16 protein-coding genes and 1 pseudogene are annotated in these 14,140 nt (G+C 39.0%); 5 read left to right on the top strand and 12 right to left on the bottom strand.

Translation table 11 applies throughout. The features are described from left to right. Nucleotides 1-38 precede the first annotated feature (38 nt). Together CYJ36_RS13160 and CYJ36_RS13165 are read right to left on the bottom strand one after the other, a co-directional pair. A complete protein-coding gene (locus tag CYJ36_RS13160) occupies nt 39-701 on the bottom strand; it encodes an HAD family hydrolase (protein WP_101567730.1) in 663 nt (220 codons plus the stop codon). 217 nt (nt 702-918) lie between these two features. Beyond that, complete coding sequence (locus CYJ36_RS13165; RefSeq protein ID WP_101567807.1) at nt 919-1,314, bottom strand: CBS domain-containing protein; 396 nt, start codon at nt 1,312-1,314, stop codon at nt 919-921. A 184-nt stretch (nt 1,315-1,498) separates the two neighbouring features. On the opposite strand from CYJ36_RS13165, the gene CYJ36_RS13170 reads away from it, so the two are divergent. From CYJ36_RS13170 to CYJ36_RS13180, 3 genes are all read left to right on the top strand, one after another. Further along, nucleotides 1,499-2,092 (top strand): TetR/AcrR family transcriptional regulator, encoded by a 594-nt coding sequence (locus tag CYJ36_RS13170; RefSeq protein ID WP_101567731.1) that lies wholly within the window; start codon nt 1,499-1,501, stop codon nt 2,090-2,092. A 99-nt stretch (nt 2,093-2,191) separates the two neighbouring features. Beyond that, nucleotides 2,192-2,629 (top strand): disulfide oxidoreductase, encoded by a 438-nt coding sequence (locus CYJ36_RS13175; protein ID WP_101567732.1) that lies wholly within the window; start codon nt 2,192-2,194, stop codon nt 2,627-2,629. Between the two features lies 1 nt (nt 2,630). Continuing rightward, nucleotides 2,631-3,098, top strand: coding sequence for a thioredoxin family protein (locus CYJ36_RS13180; protein ID WP_101567733.1), 468 nt, complete (start codon nt 2,631-2,633; stop codon nt 3,096-3,098). Nucleotides 3,099-3,357: 259 nt separating this feature from the next. Here CYJ36_RS13180 and CYJ36_RS13185 read toward each other — a convergent pair whose 3' ends face one another. Then, nucleotides 3,358-3,759 carry a DUF5365 family protein gene (locus tag CYJ36_RS13185; protein WP_101567734.1) on the bottom strand — a complete coding sequence of 134 codons (402 nt, stop codon included), beginning with the start codon at nt 3,757-3,759 and terminating at the stop codon, nt 3,358-3,360. Nucleotides 3,760-3,910: 151 nt separating this feature from the next. On the opposite strand from CYJ36_RS13185, the gene CYJ36_RS13190 reads away from it, so the two are divergent. Beyond that, the gene (locus CYJ36_RS13190; protein WP_101567808.1) at nt 3,911-4,843 is read left to right on the top strand and encodes an RluA family pseudouridine synthase; all 933 of its coding nucleotides are present in this window, start codon (nt 3,911-3,913) and stop codon (nt 4,841-4,843) included. A 237-nt stretch (nt 4,844-5,080) separates the two neighbouring features. On the opposite strand, the pseudogene CYJ36_RS24430 reads toward CYJ36_RS13190, so the two are convergent. From CYJ36_RS24430 to CYJ36_RS13205, 4 genes and pseudogenes are all read right to left on the bottom strand, one after another. Continuing rightward, nucleotides 5,081-5,293: pseudogene (locus CYJ36_RS24430) on the bottom strand (GNAT family N-acetyltransferase); the annotation flags it as partial. A gap of 21 nt (nt 5,294-5,314) precedes the next feature. Next, nucleotides 5,315-5,506, bottom strand: a complete 192-nt coding sequence (locus CYJ36_RS24435; protein WP_257962475.1) for a hypothetical protein — start codon at nt 5,504-5,506, stop codon at nt 5,315-5,317. 19 nt (nt 5,507-5,525) lie between these two features. Continuing rightward, nucleotides 5,526-6,107, bottom strand: coding sequence for a class D sortase (locus CYJ36_RS13200; RefSeq protein ID WP_101567735.1), 582 nt, complete (start codon nt 6,105-6,107; stop codon nt 5,526-5,528). Between the two features lie 594 nt (nt 6,108-6,701). After that, nucleotides 6,702-7,532, bottom strand: a complete 831-nt coding sequence (locus CYJ36_RS13205) for an aldo/keto reductase (protein WP_180850304.1) — start codon at nt 7,530-7,532, stop codon at nt 6,702-6,704. Between the two features lie 149 nt (nt 7,533-7,681). On the opposite strand from CYJ36_RS13205, the gene CYJ36_RS13210 reads away from it, so the two are divergent. After that, entirely contained in the window at nt 7,682-8,515 is an 834-nt protein-coding gene (locus CYJ36_RS13210; RefSeq protein ID WP_101567737.1) for an EcsC family protein, read from the top strand. Nucleotides 8,516-8,533: 18 nt separating this feature from the next. Here the strand turns inward: CYJ36_RS13210 and CYJ36_RS13215 are convergent, their stop codons facing one another. The 5 genes from CYJ36_RS13215 to CYJ36_RS13235 all read right to left on the bottom strand — a co-directional run bounded on the left by CYJ36_RS13215 (nt 8,534) and on the right by CYJ36_RS13235 (nt 14,128). After that, nucleotides 8,534-8,935, bottom strand: a complete 402-nt coding sequence (locus CYJ36_RS13215) for a DoxX family protein (RefSeq protein WP_101567738.1) — start codon at nt 8,933-8,935, stop codon at nt 8,534-8,536. A 441-nt stretch (nt 8,936-9,376) separates the two neighbouring features. Next, a complete protein-coding gene (locus CYJ36_RS13220) occupies nt 9,377-11,275 on the bottom strand; it encodes a S8 family serine peptidase (RefSeq protein WP_219621101.1) in 1,899 nt (632 codons plus the stop codon). A gap of 441 nt (nt 11,276-11,716) precedes the next feature. After that, entirely contained in the window at nt 11,717-12,307 is a 591-nt protein-coding gene (locus CYJ36_RS13225; RefSeq protein WP_101567740.1) for an NAD(P)H-dependent oxidoreductase, read from the bottom strand. Between the two features lie 138 nt (nt 12,308-12,445). Beyond that, entirely contained in the window at nt 12,446-12,997 is a 552-nt protein-coding gene (locus tag CYJ36_RS13230; protein WP_101567741.1) for a nitroreductase family protein, read from the bottom strand. Between the two features lie 132 nt (nt 12,998-13,129). Next, nucleotides 13,130-14,128, bottom strand: a complete 999-nt coding sequence (locus CYJ36_RS13235; RefSeq protein WP_101567742.1) for an inorganic phosphate transporter — start codon at nt 14,126-14,128, stop codon at nt 13,130-13,132. Between the last annotated feature and the right edge of the window lie 12 nt (nt 14,129-14,140).

The raw sequence follows: 14,140 nt of genomic DNA on the forward strand, positions 1-14,140 counted from the left end.
AGCAATTTATTCCCTGAAAAGCGCTCGTTGAAACATGTCTACTTGCCGGACTCAATAAGTGAGATAACTTTTTCAAGTTCCATCTCAGCCATTGACTCCAAACGGTGGTCAATCTCACCAAACTCCATATTCTTTGTAACGCTATTTGGAACGATGGTACAGTACATACCTGCTTTTTTGGCGGCACTCGCTCCATTTACTGAATCCTCAAATGCCAGGCATTCTTCTGGATTTACGTTCAGGCACTTTGCAGCTTCGATGTATAATGCAGGATCAGGTTTTACTTTTTCAACATGATCCGATGTCCTGATACACTCAAAATAATCAAATAAATGTAAGCTTTTCAGGTATGTACTTACCCACTCATAGCTTGAGCTTGACGCTAATCCAATCTTTAATCCAAGCTCTTTCGCAGCCTTCAAATAAGCCTCCACTCCCGGACGGGCAATCTCAGCTGCCATCCGTTTTTGAAACTTGTCTTCCTGAATTTTCGTTAAATCCTCATGATTCAGCTTCTTCTGCAGCTGTTCTTCTAAGTATGTGAAGGGATGAAAATCAGATGAAGTCCCTATGACATTGCCCCATACTGAAAGAGGAAGCTCACTGCCATGCTCTTTAAAGATTTCCTTCAAGACCTCATACTCGTGTGTTTCAGTGTCAAGAATCAATCCGTCAAAGTCAAAGATAATTGCTTTTATCATATAGCTTCCCCCTCGTCATTAATATATCCATTATATAACGGAATAAGAAAATAGAAGAACAATTAGGAACTTGCAGAAAAGGGTAATTAAATCATAGTGATAGTTGGGGTCTTCAAAAGTACCGAACTGCTGTTTTTGGACTTCATTCGTGTCCTATTGTTTTCATCTTTAAGAATTAAGAAAGCACCTGCTCGCTAAAGCAGGTGCACTTCGACTATTAATGCTGTTCTGAAATGTTGGTCAGTGCATGACCGGCCGCTTCATCAGACATTTGATTAGTAGCAAGATCCCCTAGAGCAACATAGCCTACCAGCTGATTATTCTCAACGATTGGCAAGCGGCGAATCTGATTTGATGCCATCAGCTGTGCTGCTTCCTCGCTGCTCATATCTGGTGTCCCAGTAACAAGGTTTGAAGACATAACATCAGCTACTTTTGTATCGCTTGTCTTGCCTTCTGCTGTTGAACGAAGCGTGATATCCCGATCTGTAATGATGCCTTTCACCTGTCCCCCGTCAACGACAGGAATCGATCCTACATTCTGGCTGCTCATAAGCTCTGCAGCTTCCTGTATGCTTTGTGTAGATGTAATTGTTACAAGATCTTTCGACATACTTTCTCTAATTGATGAATTCAAATTAAACAGCTCCTTTCAGATTTTATTATGTTCAAAGCAGCAGCTTTTTCTTCCTAGAAAATGTGACCTTTTTTCACTGACATTAACATTGCCTTTGATGTGATATTTGGTATTTGTATTCACTATCTATTTTATTTAAGATAAGGAAGAGGTGGTGCGGATGAACGGGTTTGAAAGAAGAAAGCAATCTAAAATGGAGCAGATTCAAAAAGCGGCATTTCATCTTTTTTCACAATACGGTGTTAATAAAGTAAATATCCAGGAAATTGCCGCCAGTGCAAATGTGTCTCAGGTCACAATCTATAATTATTATGGCAGCAAAGATGCTTTAGCGGTTGAAGTCATCAAAGCATTTTTACAGGAGCAGCTTGATTTTTACACAGAATTATTGGATTTGAACATCCCTTTTCAGGAAAAAATGGAACGGCTTGTTGTAAGAAAAATTGCTGATTCTGCCGCAATAGGATCTGTGCTATTAGAATATATCATGTCAAACGAAGGTGAAATCAAACACATTATGAACGAGTTTACGGTTCATCACTCGATTCCTCTTTTAAAACGTTTAATTGACAGCGGAAAAGAAAAAGGCCATATCAGGGATGATTTATCATTTGAAACAATTAGGTTTTATTTCAACATGTTCGCATCCGAAGTATACAAGCACCCGCAATTTATAGTGGAATATGAGGATCGCAACAAAATGGCGAAAGAGTTTTTGCATTTATTCTTTTATGGATTAACAGGAAAAGAATGAGAATCTTAAGATGTTTTTAAAATTATTAACTTTGATTTACAAGAACTTGCCCTAGGACTATAATATGTAGTGTAAACTTCTGAATTGAGAGGCGATAACGTGTCAGAGGAAACGAAAAAGTACATAGAGAATCAATTATTTATCGCATGGGCAGCATCATTCGTATCCATGCTGGGAAGCTTATATTTTTCTGAAATCATGGATTTCATCCCATGTGATCTTTGCTGGTATCAGCGAATCTTAATGTATCCTCTAGTCGTGATTTTAGGCATGGCGATTTACAGAAAAGACTATCAGATTGCCTTTTATTCGATGATTTTATCAGCGATAGGCGGAACCATCTCCATTTATCACTATGCCGTACAAAAGATCGATTTTGTTGGCACACATTCTGCATCATGCGGCATTGTTCCATGCACAGGCGAATACATTAATTGGCTTGGATTTATTACGATTCCGTTTCTTGCACTTATTGGATTTACGATTATTTTCATCACTAGCTTAAATAGTTACAGAAAAATGAAAGGCGGTCGTTAAGATGAAAAAGGTTATGATTTTCGCAGCAGTTTTTATCGTATTATTCGGTGCCCTGGCATTTGTCACAAGCTATCAGCAGAAAGAAAAAGCAGAAGGCAATCCATATGGAAAAGACAATCTTGATGCAGCAACTGTTGACCAGCTGGATGATCCAAATTATCAAGACATTATCCTTCCTGAAGAAGTAGACGAAAAAATCGATAAAAAAGAGGATTTTGTCGTTTATTACTTCAGCCCTACTTGTGAGCATTGCCAAAGAACAACACCTGTTTTAATGCCAGTTGCTGAAGAAACTGGAGTTGAAATCGGCCAATTTAACCTGCTTGAATTTGAAGACGGCTGGAAAAAATATGGCATCACACACACTCCGACCCTAGTCAAATACGAAGATGGAAAAGAAGTTGATCGTGTTGAAGGATATAACGATGAGGCTTACTTTACAGACTTATTGAATAAATGGAAATCATAAAAATCAAGAACAAAAGCGCAGGCGTCTTGGTCAGCTCGCAAAGAAAATAGGAATTGACCTGGGTTAAATGACGCACCTGAGAATCAAGTGTCATTTAACCGAAGAAGGCGCTTTTTGCCTTCTCCTGAGCAATTGTCTTTTTCACAGTGAGCTAGGCGCCGGAGCTTGCCGAAGATACCTTTATTTCATTATCCACAACCTTTTACCTTTTGTAATATTCTAAACGACAAAAAAGGGTACACAGCCGTGTACCCTTTTTCTATACAATCCACTTATTTGCAGGCTTGCCATACTTGCTTACCTGCTCTTCCTTCTCTTTTGAAGACAAAAAGTTGTCAAACGTAAGCGGAAATTGATAGCCATATTGTTTTAAAATTTTAATATTCCGATTGTAAAGCTCTCTTTGTTCAGCTTCAGAATGCTCATCCAAATGATTAAGCAATGCTGTCAATGCCTGGAGACTGGATATAATTTGAAAGGCTTCTCTCAGTGTGCCATTATACTTTAATTTTTCAGCATGAGGCTTTAAGACAGCAAGGTCATCAAGCTGATCGATCGTTTCATCTGAAAAATACTGTGGAAAGATATCTTCATACATATATTCAATCAATTCTTCAATATATTGCTCTTGTTCCTCTGTTGATGCAAAAACAATTCTCAAGTTATTCACCTCTTTGCTCCGTTCGTGCCAGTGTCTTAGGTCTAGAATAACATAGCTCTCTATCCTAAAGGAGAGGTAAGTGTTTCCGTTTCTAGCTTGGACATCCAGTAAGAAACTTTAGTATACTTGAAAGACTAATGATAGATAGGTGATCGCGATGAAAATCAAAGGAGAATGGATGGAGTTACCTGTAAAGGAAGACTGGAAAGGGATTCCTCTGCAGCAATTGCTGAAAGATAAATTAAATGCGCCAAAAGCGCTCATTCATAAATGGCGTATGGACAATGATGTAAAAGTAAATGACGAAAAACCTAATTGGACGGCACCATTAACAGAAGGAGACTTGCTTATCATCCGGTTATTTCAAGATGAAGATTTTGATTTAATACCTGAATACATGGAACTGGATCTCTTATTTGAAGATGAGCATCTCATCATTGTCAATAAACCGGCAGGCATGGATACACATCCCAATGAACCCGGCCAAACCGGCACATTGGCAAATGCAGTAGCTTTTCACTTTCAAATGCAGGGACTTTCCAGAAAAGTACGGCATATACATAGGCTTGATCACGATACATCAGGTGCAATCATCTTTGCGAAGCATGCCCTTTCACACGCCATTCTGGATCGATATCTTGAAGCCAGGAAAATAAAAAGAACGTACACTGCCATTGTGCAAGGAAAACTGAAGCAGAAAAAGGGAAAGATTGAGCATCCAATCGGCAAAGACCGCCACCACCCAACTCGGCGCAGAGTATCCCCAAATGGTCAAACCGCACTAACTCGTTTCAAAACAGAAGATACGAACATGGTCTTCGATGTAACCCTTATTAAGCTGCAGCTCGACACTGGCCGGACTCACCAGATCCGGGTCCATTTAAGCCATATTGGCTACCCGATTGTCGGAGATGAACTATATGGAGGAAATACAAAGCTTTTGAAAAGGCAGGCACTGCACGCATCCGAAATTACCGTGCTGCATCCATTTTCAAATGAAAACATTACGGTTTTCGCTCCATTTCCAGAGGATATGAAAAAGCTGATGGAAATGTATGAGTTTTCAACATTGATCAGGCATTGAAGCAGCGGCTCTGATTTGATTTATCTTAGTCAAATTCGATTTACTTTCCCATATGAGACTTTTACTTTCCGGAATGTTGTTATTACTTCCCGAAAACATGGAAAATACTTTCCGTTTTGAGCAGCATACTTTCTTTTTTCCATTTACCTCCCAATTTAGAGACAAGTTTCAGGCCACCCACCCTGGTGCAAACTGAATCTTGCCCATATGAAAAAGCCCCATTTTCGGGGCTTTCTTTCAGAATTTCTTATTAAACACATGGCTGACACGTTCAAATCCCATCTTTTCTTCATAAAAACGGTGTGCATCAATCCGTTGATTCCCTGATGTGAGTGTCATCATACTGCATCCTGCGTCTTTCGCAAGATCTTCTACATAATTTAACAGCTTCTCTCCAAATCCGCGCGACCTTGAAGCTTGATCTGTTATTAAATCATACACATAAATATGTTTGTCGTTATAGAAATTCGTCTATTGAATGATTCCCGCTAACGCTTTTACTTGGCCGTCTTCATAAAGGCAGATTAATCGATATCCTTGCTCTTTCATTGTTCCAAATAATCTAAAATAGTCTTCCTCACTTAACTGTGTCCGCAGTTGAGCCATAACGGAATATGCTTTTTTTAAGTCTTCTTCCTCCAAGATTTCTTGAATTGTAATCACGTAACATCCCCCTAGTCTTTTAATTCACTTTTTCAGCATATATAATATAGCGCTCAGGTGCATTGCCGACAAAACTGAAAGGATAACACGTCGTTAAAATAAGTTCTTCCCTTTCATTTTGCAGCGTAATGATGCTTGTATCATCTGCATCTACTATTTTAGTTGACTTGATTATGTACTCAAATTCACCCTGCGGCAAAAGAATCTTTAGGGAATCGCCATTTTCCAGGTCTCCCGCTTTGCGAAACACTGTATCCCTGTGCCCCGACAAAACAATCTGGCCATTTTCATTTGGATAATAGCTGCCTTTGTAATGGCCGACCCCTTTTTCTAAATCATCAGGATCTGTCCCTTCAACAATCGGAAGTTCAGCCTTTAATCGATCAATTTTAAGAATCCCTACTGCATCTCCAACCTCAGGTTCATACCTTTCTCCTGAAGGAGGCAATTCCTTATCTTCTGCTGATCGGATGGCAGCTTGCGCATCTGCCAAAGTTTGATTCGTTTTTACGTTAGTCTCAACGATTTGCCATACACCATATCCTGTAAAAATAAGCCCCCCTATAATTAATAGGAGGGAAAAGAATTTGAATTTTGTCATATAGTTGGCACTTCTCCTTCAACAATTTAAATCCGCACTTTTAATTACTTAGATTATACCAACATTGACAGAATTGTACAAATACTAGTTGGTCTCTGTTCTTTTTTCAATGACAAATTGCAGGGCTGATACAATTTCTTTTTTGTCTTTTGTACTCATCACAGAATTCGGATATCGTTTTACATCACTTTTTACATCCTTTAGAATCGTGGAGCCTTTGTTTTCAAAATAAGAGCTTAAAGAAGGAAAAATTTTGTTGAGTTCAAAATGAACTTCTGCTCACAAGATATGCAGTTGAAGTACAGCTTTTGTACCCTTTTTAGCATCTGAATTTTGAATAAGTGATTTAACATGATTTAAGTCGATTTCTTTTGTTTCTTTCAATCGTGACTGTTATTGACTTCTCAGCTTCCATATTGCGTACTTTGCCGATTTAATTGTAAAATTCTATAAAAACAAGAAAATATTAGTAGATTTTGCCGGATTTCTTTTTATAAAATCAGGGTAATTACCCTATTTTATTTTGTACATAGCTTTTTCAGCCAAAAAAAACAGGCCGTCCGCAGTGGACCGCCTGTTTATCAAGCTTTAGTATTAAAAATCAAAATTATCCGGATCCGGCCCTACACGTTCGTCACGGTTAAGTCCGTCGATAGACTCCATCTCTTTCTGTGATAATTCGAAATCGAAGATAGCTGCATTGTCATAAATGCGGTGCTCCTTCACAGATTTCGGTATGGTTACTACTTCATTTTGCAGATCCCAGCGAAGGATAACTTGGGCGACTGACTTGCCGTGCTTTTCTGCAATTTCACTTAATGTTTTATCATCAAGCAGTTTGCCCTGCATGAGCGGTGACCATGCTTCAAGCTGAATGTTATGCTGCTTGCAGAATGCTTGAAGTTCCTTTTGAGTCAAACGCGGATGATATTCAACCTGGTTCACCATCGGAACAATTTCAGCATCAGCGATAACATCTTCAAGGTGATGAATCTGGAAGTTGCTTACGCCGATCGCTTTCACTTTTCCTTCTTTATAGAGCGTCTCTAATGCTTTCCATGTTTCCTTATACTTGCCTTTTACCGGCCAGTGAACAAGATATAAATCTAAATATTCTAATCCAAGCTTCGTCATGCTGTCATTAAATGCTTTTAATGTGGATTCATATCCTTGATCGGCATTCCACACTTTTGTAGTGATGAATAGCTCTTCGCGCGGTACACCGCTTTCTTTTAAAGCTTGTCCTACGCCTTCTTCATTTTTATAGGCAGCAGCTGTATCAATGCTTTTATAACCTGCTTCAATTGCCCATTTTACTGAATTGACAACTTCATCGCCATCTTCTACTTTGAAAACGCCCAGCCCAAACCAAGGCATTTTCACTCCATTATGTAAGACTGTAACATCCTGCAGGTTTTTTGCCATGATAATAATCCCCTTTCAGCTATTCAGAATACCTTCATTATCTGATAACTTTCAGCAAAATCCAAAAGATATGCCTCATGTCTTTCTCATTTTGCTTACTTTTTGGTAAAATGGAAGAAGATAGTAAAAAGAAAGGGACGGTTTAGATCATGGAAACAAAAGAACAGCTTCTCGGTCATTTAAAAGAGATCGAAAAATGGGAAGATGACCAGAAAGGGTTATTTTTCTGGGAGAAAATCGGACGAATTCCTTTTAAAATACTAGATAAACTGACACCAGCTTTTATTCAAAAGAAAATCGGCATCCTGCTTGATGAACTCGGCAGTTTTATTCAGAGCGGCGGAAAGTATTTAACACAAAAAAATGGCATTTTAAAAAAAGTGCAGCATCATGTTCCAAATGAGACTGTGAGCAGTATTGATGATATGAAAAAAGTTCCAATAAATGTGATGAACCTAGTAGGTGAGGATTTAAAGAAAAACCGCGGAAAAGTTGCCACCGTTCAAGGCGCGACAACTGGATTCGGAGGGATTTTTACTCTTGCAGTTGATATCCCTGTTTTATTGGGTCTATCATTAAAAACACTTCAAGAAATTGCGATTGCGTACGGCTATGATCCGACTGATCGGGAAGAGCGAATTTTCATCGTGAAGTGCCTGCAGTTTGCATCAGCTGATATTGTTGGAAAGCAAGCGATACTAAATGAATTGTCAGGCTATTATAACCGCAGCATGGCACCTGCCGAAATGATGTCAAAGCTTCAGGGGTGGCGGGAAGTTGTTTATACATACCGTGACCATTTTGGACTAAAAAAATTATTGCAGATGGTACCTGTAGCAGGCATGATTTTCGGGGCATATACGAATCGATCAATGGTGAAAGATATCGCAGAGACAGGCATCATGCTATACCAAAAAAGACGGATTCTAGAAAGGTTAGAGACCGACTCCAATCTTAAACTAGAAGAAGGAACTCAAGGATGAGTTCCTTCTTTTTTCATATTAGAAAAATAATGCATCAAGTGAATAAGCACCTGCGCCTGTCAAAGCAACACCGATTGCTACTGCAAGAAGAGTCAAATTGAATTCATATCCATTTTGTGCAGCCCAAAATCCGTTTGGTGCATGAACTTTAACAATGGCAACAAGCATTGTACCAGCTAAAGCAGCTCCAGCAAGAGGAGTAAGAAATCCTGCCGCAAAAAATGCCCCGCCTGCAAACTCAGCTAAACCCGCAATCACGGCCATCGCAACACCCGGCTTAATGCCGATTGATTCAAAGAAACCTCCTGTTCCTTTAATGCCATGCCCTCCAAATGAACCAAACAGTTTCTGTGCTCCATGAGCCATGAACGATAGTCCAATCACTAAACGAATAATTAAAAGTCCTAAATCTAATAACATACTGAATCATCCTTCTTTCGATTATTTTTAATTCGAGATATTTACTTAAAAAAATTTTGCTTCTTTACTCTATATGCAGGCTTTGCCGAAAAAATACTTTTAATTAATATATCTTGAATTCAAAATAATTATATGCCGATGTATTTAAAATGTCAACACTTCATTTTTAAAGTGAAGCTATGCAGAAGTGTTTATGGGTGATAACAAAAAAGGAGCTATTAAACCATAAAATAGGACCTAACAAAGTACACAACTAAACACAAAATGGATCCAATTAAAAAAGGTCCAATTCTTAAAGTCAATTTTTCGACTTTTTTGTGCCGTGATTATTTTTCTGCTCCAATCACTCGTTTTAATGCACTTTTTTCTATTATGTATTTATAGTTTCCTAAACAACAATAAAACCGCTTCATCTAGAAGCGGCTCAGCCTAACATTATTTTTATTGGACAACAGCAAATGAGAAATCCTGAGTGCCTGATGGAACATTGTAAGCTTGCACTTCAATCGTGTATGTCCCAGCTTCTGCACTTGGCAAAATAACGGTTTCCACATTATTTCTGCCATCCCAGCTATTGTTGTAAGGTGCTGTAAAATCGTTTCCTGCATACGTTTTTCCGCTTGGGGATTTAATAACCAAATCCAAATCATTGACTAATGAAACAGAGGCTGATGGATTACCTGGATAGTCTGTCCAAGCAAGTGCAATTCTTAACGGTTTTCCGCTCACTGCCTTAAATGAATAGGCCGCTTTTTCATTCGTTCTAAGTGCTTTAGATTCATTTGTATAAGCAACATTTACTGATTTATCAAGTGAGACCCTTCCCCAACCTTGATTTCCGCTTGGGTAGCCAAGGCCAAGGTCTTTCGCTCCCGCAATTAAAGCTGCTTTAATAAGGGATGGTTTTGGAGTGACACCTTTATTTTTTATAAAGTGCTCACGCAGAAGAGCAACGTTTCCAGCAACAAGCGGGGTTGCCATTGAAGTTCCGCCCATATAAGCATATTTGCTGTTATAATTTGCCCAGAAAGATGCGTCAGGTGCTAAAGATGAGCGAGTCGATAAAATAAATGTGCCAGGTGCAACGATATCCGGCTTTACTCTTCCATCAGAGGTAAGACCCCGAGAAGAGAAAGAAGCAATTTGATTGATATTATCTGCATACGATCCAAATGACGGACGGTTATTTTCTGAAGCTCCAACCGTAATTGCATTTTTAGCTGTACCTGGCGTGCTGATCGTTTTTGAACCTGGCCCCTCATTGCCGGCAGCAAATAACACAGTCATATCATCATTATTATAGACATATTCATCTACTTGTTTAGACTCAAGTGTATATGCCCCTCCTACAGGTGCCCCCCAAGAATTGGTATGAACCCTTGCACCGGCACTGTACGCTTGAGAGAAAAGTGAGTTGAGGTTACTAGGCAAACCTCCAAGTCCTCCATTTGCATCCATGATAGATTGAAAGACAAGACCTGCTTTAGGAGCCATTCCTTTGAACTGAGCATCCCCAAGCACTGAACCTGCCACATGTGTTCCATGTCCATTTGGATCACTTGAATTGTTAGTACGCCCTAAAGCATATAATGCTTTAATTTTTCCGCCCTTAAAGGCTTCATGCATCGAACTGTCATTTCTTCCCGTATCAAGGCCGGTATCTGCAACTGCAACTGTCTGACCTGCACCTGTCAATCCATATGTGCTGCTGGCTGTATTTACCTTCATGATTCCTGCAGCCACATCGTTGTGAAGCTTAAACGTATTTTCTTTTGCGATGAACAAAGTATCTTCCTGATTTGCGTATTCAATAAGCTCCTCGAGATTTTTCTTTACCAGCTTTTTCTTTGATTTATTGACATGTTTTAATTCTACGTCAAAAAGCTGGGTGTAGCCTGATTGAAAAAGAGCAGGATCTAATTTATACAAAGGCAGGTATGTTTTAACGGACGTAATCCCCTTGCCTTTTTTTAATGAGTTTATTGCTTTTTTCTCAGCCTTCACGACAAAAGCATAATCTGGAACATACTCAATAATTTCAGCTCCGGTACCAGTGATGAGCAATCGATCTGCCTCAGAGACAGGTCCATCAAGCTGAACAATATAAAGAGAGTTTTTCAGACTGGTCTGTTCAAGCTTTTTCAGCACATTCTTCGGAAGCTTGCTGACATAGCTCTCCATTTTAAACATTGCTTTGCCGCCTGTGCGATTTTGACCGCTGAAAGATGTCTTTCCAAATTGCGCGAGCTTCAATTCCTGCAGCTGCTGATTTTGCGGTGCAGCCTCAGCTTGAATATTCGGCATAAATACAACGCTTCCCGCTAAACAAAGTGTTGTCATTAAAGCTGTCAACTTAACGCCTTTTCCCAAAACTACCAGCTCCCTGTAATTTCATATAATAGCAGATTTTTTTATTGCTTCCTTTTTCTACTATACTCTACTAATCTACCATATGGATATGAATACTTTGTATTGGGAAAAAGACCTTTATTTTTTAAAATAATAATCAAATAATGAAAAGGGTTTCTCACATATAAATTGTTCTCTTGCCACTGTTTGCAAAAATGCGCATGAGTCTTAAGACACGTTTAGTCTTCACTCTTTGACAATGGGTTCTTCGAAAGTTCTACAAAAATCGACTAATTCATTAATTATTAATAATGGCAGTTCAGGCTGCTTGTGAAATATACTCAAAGTCAGGAGCCTCAGCTTCTCACAGAAACCTTTCTTTCTTTAGTCCAACGCAAAAAAATCTCCCTTATAAAAAAGGAAGATTTCCTATTAATGCTTATTCCCTATCATTTCAACGACTTCTTTGACTTCATTCAGCATGGATTCTCTTGTCTCGTCATCAACATAAGCCACTGAATATAAAAACTTATGTGCAAGGGTTTCGATTCCGCAAAAATTCATGATGCCGATATCAAATACGGCCTGCATAGCCATCGTTAATTGCAGAGGTTTTAGAAATTTTTCCGGCTGCCCTGTCGTCTGGAAGATAAGTGCTTTTTTTTTGTTCAGCAAGCCTTCTGGGCCATCCTCTGCATAACGGAATGCAAAACCATTTGTGAAGACCCTGTCAAAATAGCCCTTCAATATTGCGGGCATTCCATTCCACCATGTCGGATAAATAAAGACCAGAATATCCGCCCAAATAAGTTCTGCCTGCTCCGTTTGAATGTCTGCTGGTATTTTATCTTGATAAAAGGCTGAATAGCCGTCTTCTGTCAGGATTGGATTAAACTTCAGCTGATAGAGATCTCTTTTTCTGATCTGAAAATTCTTGCTTGTAAACTCTTCTTCTACAGCATTGCATATAGCTGAGTTAAAACTTTCCGGGTTAGGGTGAGCATATATCATTAATACGTTCATTTCATTCTCCTAAAATGACTTTTTTACTATTCTTCACAGAGAATGGAAATATTATGATAGGAGCTCAGCTTTTTTGTTCTTTCATTTAATCCATTTGCTTTCCCGAAGATCCATGCTTTTCTTGAGATCTAAAAAAGTTCAAAAAGCAGTCAGCTTGTCCTTTGCATACGTGCGTTTTCTTTCTTTCTTATTCATGTTTGGATCAAAATATCCCAATTGAAGAATTCCGACGACTTTCTCGCCATTTTGAACACCGATCGCACGGCGGAATTTAGGATCGTACATATGGTTAGGCGTTTTCCATACCATCCCCAGCTGTTTTTCCCAGCCTAATAGCTGCAGATTTTGAATGAGTGTGCAAATGGCCGCAAAGTCCTCTTCCCAAATTTTCTGGCGGGGATCTTCAGGCATAATCGCAATTAAAAAAGCTGGAACATCTGACAATTTCGAAATGATTTTTTCATGAGCTTTTGCTTCATAGCAGGAAAGAACAGTTTGCATAAACGCTCCCTTACGTTCTCCGCTCACAAATAAAAAGCGCCAAGGCTCCCTCAAACCATGGTTAGGAGCCCAGACAGCATCATTCAGCAATGTTACGACATCCTCTTCCTTAACCTCGTTTGGCAGGTAATTTGATTTAATTGACGTTCTTTCACGTATAACAGCTGCGATTGATTGTTGCTGTATCATTTTACTTCCTCCGAACTTTTTAATTGATAACGATTTTCACTATCATCTGTTTTAAATAGTAGCACTGTGTTTTTCGTTCGTCAAATGCAGCAGACATACAAAAAACCCTCCAATAAATGGAGGGCCGTCTTCTTAGAAGAATAAATTCAAGATAAAGTATGAAATAGCTGCCAGCGTAGCAGAGATCGGCAATGTAATAAACCATGTAATTATCATTGTTTTAGCCGTTCCCCATTTAACACCTTTAATTCTATGAGCAGAACCTACCCCAAGAATAGAAGATGAAATAACATGGGTTGTACTGACAGGCAAGTGAATAACAGATGCACCGAAGATTACAGCTGCACCGGTTAAATCAGCTGCAACACCATTAACGGGACGGATTTTCATAATCTTTCCGCCAACAGTTTTAATGATTTTCCAGCCGCCGACACTTGTTCCAAGCCCCATCGCAACAGCACATGAAACTTGAACCCAAGTCTGAATATCTGTCGTGCTTTGAAGATTGCCGGCAATCAGCGCCATAGTAATAATACCCATTGCTTTTTGGGCATCATTTGTACCATGAGTATAAGATTGAAGCGCAGCTGTTGCAACCTGAATAGCACGGAAATTTCTATTTGTTTTTGTCAGGTTATTGTTTTTAAAGATGATTTTAAAAATACTGTAGACAATATAACCGACAACAAACGCCAAAATCGGGGAAATGATAAGAGCTTGAAGAATTTTTAGAAATCCTGTGTAATTTAACGAACTAAATCCAGCTGCAGCAATAGCAGCGCCAGCAATCGAACCGATAATCGCATGGGAAGAACTGCTCGGAATTCCGTAATACCAAGTAATTAAATTCCAAGCAATTGCAGCAATCAGTGCAGCCAAGATAACCACAGATCCATTTTCTAATGTAAACGGATCAACAATGTCCTTTGTGATCGTCTTCGCTACCCCCGTAAATGTCATTGCTCCTACAAAGTTCATGACAGATGCCAAGATGATGGCTTGTCTTGGTTTAAGTGCCTTAGTTGATACGGATGTTGCGATTGAATTTGCTGTATCATGAAATCCATTAATAAAGTCAAACGCTAAAGCGAAAAATACGATTAGAATGGTGAGTATTAAAATAGTATCCATAATAAATGGCCT

The sequence above is a fragment of the Bacillus sp. UMB0893 genome (genome assembly GCF_002858905.1).
In the GTDB taxonomy this organism is placed as follows: domain Bacteria; phylum Bacillota; class Bacilli; order Bacillales; family Bacillaceae; genus Bacillus_P.

What these genes read in the sequence shown, in the direction of transcription:
- CYJ36_RS13160 (WP_101567730.1), bottom strand. Translation starts at nt 701, where the DNA reads ATGATAAAAGCAATTATCTTTGACTTTGACGGATTGATTCTTGACACT.
- CYJ36_RS13165 (WP_101567807.1), bottom strand. Translation starts at nt 1,314, where the DNA reads ATGTCGAAAGATCTTGTAACAATTACATCTACACAAAGCATACAGGAA.
- CYJ36_RS13170 (WP_101567731.1), top strand. Translation starts at nt 1,499, where the DNA reads ATGAACGGGTTTGAAAGAAGAAAGCAATCTAAAATGGAGCAGATTCAA.
- CYJ36_RS13180 (WP_101567733.1), top strand. Translation starts at nt 2,631, where the DNA reads ATGAAAAAGGTTATGATTTTCGCAGCAGTTTTTATCGTATTATTCGGT.
- CYJ36_RS13200 (WP_101567735.1), bottom strand. Translation starts at nt 6,107, where the DNA reads ATGACAAAATTCAAATTCTTTTCCCTCCTATTAATTATAGGGGGGCTT.
- CYJ36_RS13205 (WP_180850304.1), bottom strand. Translation starts at nt 7,532, where the DNA reads ATGGCAAAAAACCTGCAGGATGTTACAGTCTTACATAATGGAGTGAAA.
- CYJ36_RS13210 (WP_101567737.1), top strand. Translation starts at nt 7,682, where the DNA reads ATGGAAACAAAAGAACAGCTTCTCGGTCATTTAAAAGAGATCGAAAAA.
- CYJ36_RS13215 (WP_101567738.1), bottom strand. Translation starts at nt 8,935, where the DNA reads ATGTTATTAGATTTAGGACTTTTAATTATTCGTTTAGTGATTGGACTA.
- CYJ36_RS13220 (WP_219621101.1), bottom strand. Translation starts at nt 11,275, where the DNA reads ATGACAACACTTTGTTTAGCGGGAAGCGTTGTATTTATGCCGAATATT.
- CYJ36_RS13225 (WP_101567740.1), bottom strand. Translation starts at nt 12,307, where the DNA reads ATGAACGTATTAATGATATATGCTCACCCTAACCCGGAAAGTTTTAAC.
- CYJ36_RS13230 (WP_101567741.1), bottom strand. Translation starts at nt 12,997, where the DNA reads ATGATACAGCAACAATCAATCGCAGCTGTTATACGTGAAAGAACGTCA.
- CYJ36_RS13235 (WP_101567742.1), bottom strand. Translation starts at nt 14,128, where the DNA reads ATGGATACTATTTTAATACTCACCATTCTAATCGTATTTTTCGCTTTA.